Annotated in this window: 4 protein-coding genes and 1 pseudogene; all 5 read left to right on the top strand. The window is 70.7% G+C overall.

Features of this window, described 5'->3' with window-relative positions; genetic code table 11:
• Window positions 1-241 (top strand): annotated as a pseudogene (locus AB0A69_RS32915) (xanthine dehydrogenase family protein subunit M); the annotation flags it as partial.
• A gap of 2 nt (window positions 242-243) precedes the next feature.
• Window positions 244-858, top strand: coding sequence for a (2Fe-2S)-binding protein (locus AB0A69_RS32910; RefSeq protein ID WP_361429631.1), 615 nt, complete (start codon window positions 244-246; stop codon window positions 856-858).
• A complete protein-coding gene (gene pucD / locus AB0A69_RS32905; protein WP_361429629.1) occupies window positions 858-3,266 on the top strand; it encodes a xanthine dehydrogenase subunit D in 2,409 nt (802 codons plus the stop codon). The genes AB0A69_RS32910 and pucD overlap by 1 nt, the downstream gene beginning before the upstream one ends.
• Window positions 3,267-3,563: 297 nt before the next feature.
• A complete protein-coding gene (locus AB0A69_RS32900) occupies window positions 3,564-5,006 on the top strand; it encodes an NCS2 family permease (RefSeq protein ID WP_361429627.1) in 1,443 nt (480 codons plus the stop codon).
• Between the two features lie 47 nt (window positions 5,007-5,053).
• On the top strand, window positions 5,054-6,190 hold the full coding sequence (locus AB0A69_RS32895; RefSeq protein ID WP_361429625.1) for an XdhC/CoxI family protein: 1,137 nt from the start codon (window positions 5,054-5,056) through the stop codon (window positions 6,188-6,190).
• The last annotated feature ends 18 nt before the right edge of the window (window positions 6,191-6,208 follow it).

Raw genomic sequence — 6,208 nt, 5'->3', positions numbered from 1 at the left:
CGAGGAGTTCTTGAACGCCGCGCTCGAAGAGGGCGGTTTCTGGGACAACGGCAAGATCATCACTCCCTCGATCGCCAAGCAGTTCGCGGAGCTCGCCTCCGCCGCCTGCAACCCGATCGACGACGTACGAGGCACGGCCAAGTACCGCCGTCACGCCGTCGGGATCATGGCCCGCCGCACGCTCGGCTGGACCTGGGAGCAGTACCGCGGCACCGGCCGCACCCTTGAAGGAGCTGCATAACCATGCGCGTCAATTTCACGGTCAACGGACGTCCCCAGGAAGCCGACGACGTCTGGGAGGGCGAGTCCCTCCTGTACGTCCTGCGTGAGCGCCTGGGCCTGCCCGGCTCCAAGAACGCCTGCGAGCAGGGCGAGTGCGGCTCCTGCACGGTCCGCCTGGACGGCGTCCCGGTGTGTTCGTGCCTGGTCGCCGCCGGCCAGGTCGAGGGCCGCGAGGTCGTCACGGTCGAGGGCCTCGCCGACTACGCCAAGCAGCGTGCCGAGCACAGCGGCGCGTGCGGCACCGGCGCGTGCGGCTCCGCCTCCGCCGACGGCAAGGAGGGCACCCCCCTCCAGGCCGCCCAGCAGTGGTCCGCCAAGGGCACCGACTCCCAGACCGGCGAGGGCGGCGAGCTCTCCCCGATCCAGCAGGCCTTCATCGACGCGGGCGCCGTCCAGTGCGGCTTCTGCACCCCGGGCCTGCTGGTCGCGGCCGACGAGATGCTGGAGCGCAACCCGTCGCCGTCCGACGAGGACATCCGCGAGGCGCTCTCCGGCAACCTCTGCCGCTGCACCGGTTACGAGAAGATCCTCGACGCGGTCCGCCTGGCGGCCGCTCGTCAGGGAGAGGCAGTCTGATGGCTCAGAACACCCGAGTCGCGTCCGCCCCGGCGGGCACTCCCACCAAGGTCACCCAGGGCGCCCAGACCAAGGGCGGTATCGGCGAGTCGACGCTCCGCCCCGACGGCACCCTCAAGGTCACCGGCGAGTTCGCCTACTCCTCGGACATGTGGCACGAGGACATGCTCTGGGGCCAGATCCTCCGTTCGCCCGTGGCGCACGCCGAGATCGTCTCCATCGACACCTCCGAGGCCCTCGCGCAGGCCGGCGTCTACGCCGTCCTGACCTACGACGACCTGCCCACCGAGGTGAAGAACTACGGCCTGGAGATCGAGGACACCCCCGTCCTCGCCCACGGCCGGGTGCGCCACCACGGTGAGCCGGTGGCCCTCGTGGCCGCCGACCACCCGGAGACCGCCCGCCGCGCCGCCGCGAAGATCAAGGTCGAGTACAAGGAGCTGCCCGTCGTCACCGACGAGGCCTCCGCGCTCGCGCCGGACGCCCCGCTGCTGCACCCGGGCCGGGACGACCACCACGCCGGCCACGTACCGCACCCGAACATCGTGCACCGCCAGCCGATCATCCGCGGCAACGTGGAGGAGGCGCGCAAGCGCGCCGACGTGATCGTCGAGGGCGAGTACACCTTCGGCATGCAGGACCAGGCCTTCCTCGGCCCCGAGTCCGGCCTCGCCGTGCCGTCCGAGGACGGCGGTGTCGACCTCTACGTCGCCACCCAGTGGCTGCACTCCGACCTCCGCCAGATCGCCCCGGTCCTCGGCCTGCCCGAGGAGAAGGTCCGCATGACGCTCTCCGGCGTCGGCGGTGCCTTCGGCGGCCGCGAGGACCTGTCGATGCAGATCCACGCCTGCCTGCTGGCGCTCCGCACCGGCAAGCCGGTGAAGATCGTCTACAACCGGTTCGAGTCGTTCTTCGGCCACGTCCACCGGCACCCGGCGAAGCTCTACTACGAGCACGGCGCCACCAAGGACGGCAAGCTCACGCACATGAAGTGCAAGATCGTCCTGGACGGCGGCGCCTACGCCTCCGCCTCCCCGGCCGTGGTGGGCAACGCCTCCTCGCTCTCCGTCGGCCCGTACGTCATCGACGACGTCGACATCGAGGCCATCGCGCTCTACACGAACAACCCGCCGTGCGGTGCCATGCGCGGCTTCGGTGCGGTCCAGGCGTGCTTCGCGTACGAGGCCCAGATGGACAAGCTCGCGGCGAAGCTGGGCATGGACCCGGTCGAGTTCCGCCAGCTCAACGCCATGGAGCAGGGCACGCTCATGCCGACCGGCCAGCCGGTCGACTCCCCGGCCCCGGTCGCCGAACTGCTGCGGCGCATCAAGGCCCGTCCGCTGCCGCCGGAGCGCCAGTGGGAGACCACCGAGGGCGCCGACGTCCGCGCGCTGCCCGGCGGCCTGTCGAACACCACGCACGGCGAAGGCGTCGTCCGCGGCGTCGGCTACGCGGTCGGCATCAAGAACGTCGGCTTCTCCGAGGGCTTCGACGACTACTCCACCGCCAAGGTGCGCATGGAGGTCATCAACGGCGAGGCGGTCGCGACCGTCCACACCGCGATGGCGGAGGTCGGCCAGGGCGGCATCACCGTCCACGCCCAGATCGCCCGCACGGAGCTGGGCGTCACCCAGGTGACGATCAACCCGGCCGACACCCAGGTCGGCTCCGCCGGCTCCACCTCCGCCTCCCGCCAGACGTACATGACCGGCGGCGCGGTGAAGAACTCCTGCGAGCTCGTCCGCGAGAAGGTGCTGGAGATCGGCCGCCGCAAGTTCGGCACCTACCACCCCGCCTGGGCCACGGCTGAGCTGGTGCTCGAAGCCGGCAAGGTCGTCACCGACGGCGGCGAGGTCCTCGCCGACCTGGTGGACGTCCTGGAGGACGAGGTCGTCGAGATCGAGGCCGAGTGGCGTCACCGCCCGACCGAGGCCTTCGACCTGCGCACCGGCCAGGGCAACGGCCACGTCCAGTACTCCTTCGCCGCGCACCGCGCGGTCGTGGAGGTCGACACCGAGCTGGGCCTGGTCAAGGTCATCGAGCTGGCCTGCGCCCAGGACGTCGGCAAGGCCCTCAACCCGCTCTCCGTCGTCGGCCAGATCCAGGGCGGCACCACCCAGGGCCTGGGCGTCGCGGTGATGGAGGAGATCATCGTCGACCCGAAGACCGCGAAGGTGAAGAACCCCTCCTTCACGGACTACCTGATCCCCACCATCCTCGACACCCCGACCATCCCGGTCGACGTGCTCGAACTCGCCGACGACCACGCGCCCTACGGTCTGCGCGGCATCGGCGAGGCCCCGACCCTGTCCTCCACCCCGGCCGTCCTCGCGGCGATCCGGAACGCGACGGGCCTGGAGCTGAACAAGACGCCGGTCCGCCCCGAGCACCTCACCGGCACCCTGTAGAACCCTCGGGGCCGCAAGGCCCCGGGGCCCCGCAAGCCCTCCGGGCGGTGCGTGCCTCCCAGGAACGTCACACTTCCCAGCCCGCACCGCCCGGAGTAGCAACCGCACCGCTCGCGGTTCCCCCCACGCTTCACCCCCCACCCATCCCCCGCCCCCCATCGACGAAGTACCCCCCACGCAGTACCCCGTTCGTCTCGGGCCGTCCCCCGGGTCGTGCAGCCAACGCACCATCCCAAATCCCGCAGCTTTATGCCCCTGTGCATGCGGGTGCCCCTTTGAACCTTGGGAGTAGGCACCATGACCCAGTCGTCAGTGGAGCCGAAGACCGTCGCCGAAGACGCGGGCTCCGGCTCTCGCGTCCCCGCCGGACGGTCTTGGCTCGACCGGTACTTTCACATCACCCACAGAGGATCCACGGTCGCGCGTGAGGTGCGCGGCGGCATCACCACCTTCATGGCGATGGCCTACATCCTCCTGCTCAACCCTCTGCTGCTCGGCGGCGAGGATTCGCTCGGCGACAAGCTGAGCCAGCCCGCGCTGATCACGGCCACCGCCCTCGCAGCAGCGGTCACCACTCTGGCGATGGGTTTCATCGGCAAGGTTCCGCTCGCCCTCGCGGCGGGCCTGAGCGTCGCGGGCGTCATCTCCACCCAGGTCGCCCCCGAAATGACCTGGCCCCAGGCGATGGGCATGTGCGTCGTCTACGGCGCCGTGATCTGTCTGCTGGTGGTCACCGGCGTCCGTGAAGTCATCATGAACGCCATACCGCTGGCGCTGAAGCACGGCATCACGATGGGCATCGGCCTCTTCATCGCGATGATCGGCTTCGTCAACGCCGGCTTCGTCGGCAAGGGCGAGGGCGGCGGTCCCGTCACCCTCGGTGTCGGAGGCTCCCTGACCGGCTGGCCGGTCGCGCTCTTCGCCTTCACGCTCCTGCTGATCTTCGCGCTCCAGGCCCGCAAGATCCCCGGAGCCATCCTGCTCGGCATCGTCGTCGGCACGGTCATCTCCGTCATCGGCACCGCGACCGGCCTCATCGATGAGAAGGCGTGGGGCGGCAAGGCGCCGATCCTGCACGGCAGCCCGGTCTCCATGCCGGACTTCTCGCTCTTCGGCGATGTCAGCTTCGGCGGCTGGGACAAGCTGGGCTACGCGGCCGTCAGCATGATCGTCTTCACCCTGGTGCTGGCCGGCTTCTTCGACGCCATGGCGACCATCATCGCCGTCGGCCAGGAGGCCAAGCTCGCCGACGCCCAGGGCAAGATGCCCGGCCTCAACAAGGCGCTGTTCATCGACGGCGCGGGCGGCATCATCGGCGGTGGCACCGGTGCCTCCGGCCAGACCGTCTTCATCGAGTCCGCCACCGGCGTCGGTGAGGGCGCCCGTACGGGCCTGTCCGCCTCGGTCACCGGTCTCTTCTTCGCCGCGTGCCTGTTCTTCACCCCGCTCACCCAGCTGGTGCCCGGCCAGGTCGCCTCCGCCGCCCTGGTCGTCATCGGCGCGATGATGCTGCAGAACGCCCGGCACGTGGACTGGACCGACTGGTCCGTCGCCGTCCCGGTCTTCCTCACGGTCGTGCTGATGCCCTTCACCTACACCATCACCACGGGTGTCGGCGCCGGCGTCATCGCGTACTGCGTCATCAAGGCCGCTCAGGGCAAGTGGCGCGAGCCGAGCGTCCTGATGTGGGTGCTCTCGGCAGTGTTCATCTTCTACTTCGCCATGGGTACCGGACACTGACAAAAGGCCGGGCCCTCCACACAGAAGCTCTCTCGAAGGAGGCCGACATGCTGGACATCGCCGAGGAACTCACCCGGTGGGTCGAGCAGGGACGCGACTTCGCCGTGGCCACCGTGGTGGCCGTCGGCGGCAGCGCGCCCCGGCAGCCGGGCGCCGCTCTCGCCGTCGACAGCGAGGGCACCGCGATCGGCTCGGTCTCCGGCGGATGTGTGGAGGGCGCGGTCTACGAACTGTGCCGGCAGGCGCTGGCGGACGGCGAGACCGTCCTGGAGCGCTTCGGCTACAGCGACGAGGACGCCTTCGCGGTCGGCCTGACCTGCGGTGGCATCATCGACATCCTCGTCACCCCGGTTCGCGGCGGGGTCTACCCCGCCGCGCTGGCGGCCGCCGCCGGAGGGGAGGCGGCGGCCCTCGCCAGGATCACGGAGGGACCGGCGGAGCTGCTCGGTACGGCTCTGCTGGTCCACCCGGACGGCTCGTACGAGGGCCGCCTCGGCGGCCACCCCGAGCTGGACCGCACAGCCGCGGGCGAGGCCCGCGCCATGCTCGACGCCGGCCGCACCGGCACGCTCGTCATCGGCGAGGACGGCTCCCGCTGCGGGCAGCCGCTCACGCTGCTGGTCGAGTCCAGCGTCCCCGCACCCCGCATGATCGTCTTCGGCGCCATCGACTTCGCGTCGGCGCTGGTACGGGTCGGCAAGTTCCTCGGCTACCACGTCACCGTGTGCGACGCCCGCCCCGTCTTCGCCACCCCCGCCCGCTTCCCGGAGGCGGACGAGGTGGTCGTCGAGTGGCCCCACACGTACCTGGAGTCCACCGAGGTGGACGGCCGCACCGTGCTGTGCGTGCTCACCCACGACGCCAAGTTCGACGTGCCCCTGCTCGAACTGGCCCTGAAGCTTCCCGTCGCGTACGTCGGCGCGATGGGCTCCCGCCGCACCCACGAGGACCGCAACAAGCGGCTGCGCGAGGTCGGCGTCACCGAACTCGAACTCGCCCGCCTGCGCTCCCCGATCGGCCTGGACCTGGGCGCCCGTACGCCCGAGGAGACGGCCCTGTCGATCGGCGCGGAGATCGTCGCCGCCCGGCGCGGCGGCAGCGGCGTCTCCCTCACCGGCGCCCACACCCCCATCCACCACGACGGCCCCGACGCCCCGGCGGGCCGCATCGGCTCCGTCGCCTGAGAGCCCGCCGCCTGAGAT

Source organism: Streptomyces sp. NPDC045431 (assembly GCF_040646655.1).
Lineage (GTDB): Bacteria > Actinomycetota > Actinomycetes > Streptomycetales > Streptomycetaceae > Streptomyces.
Note: the sequence above shows the minus strand (reverse complement) of the source record. Positions and strands in the feature narration are given on the sequence as shown.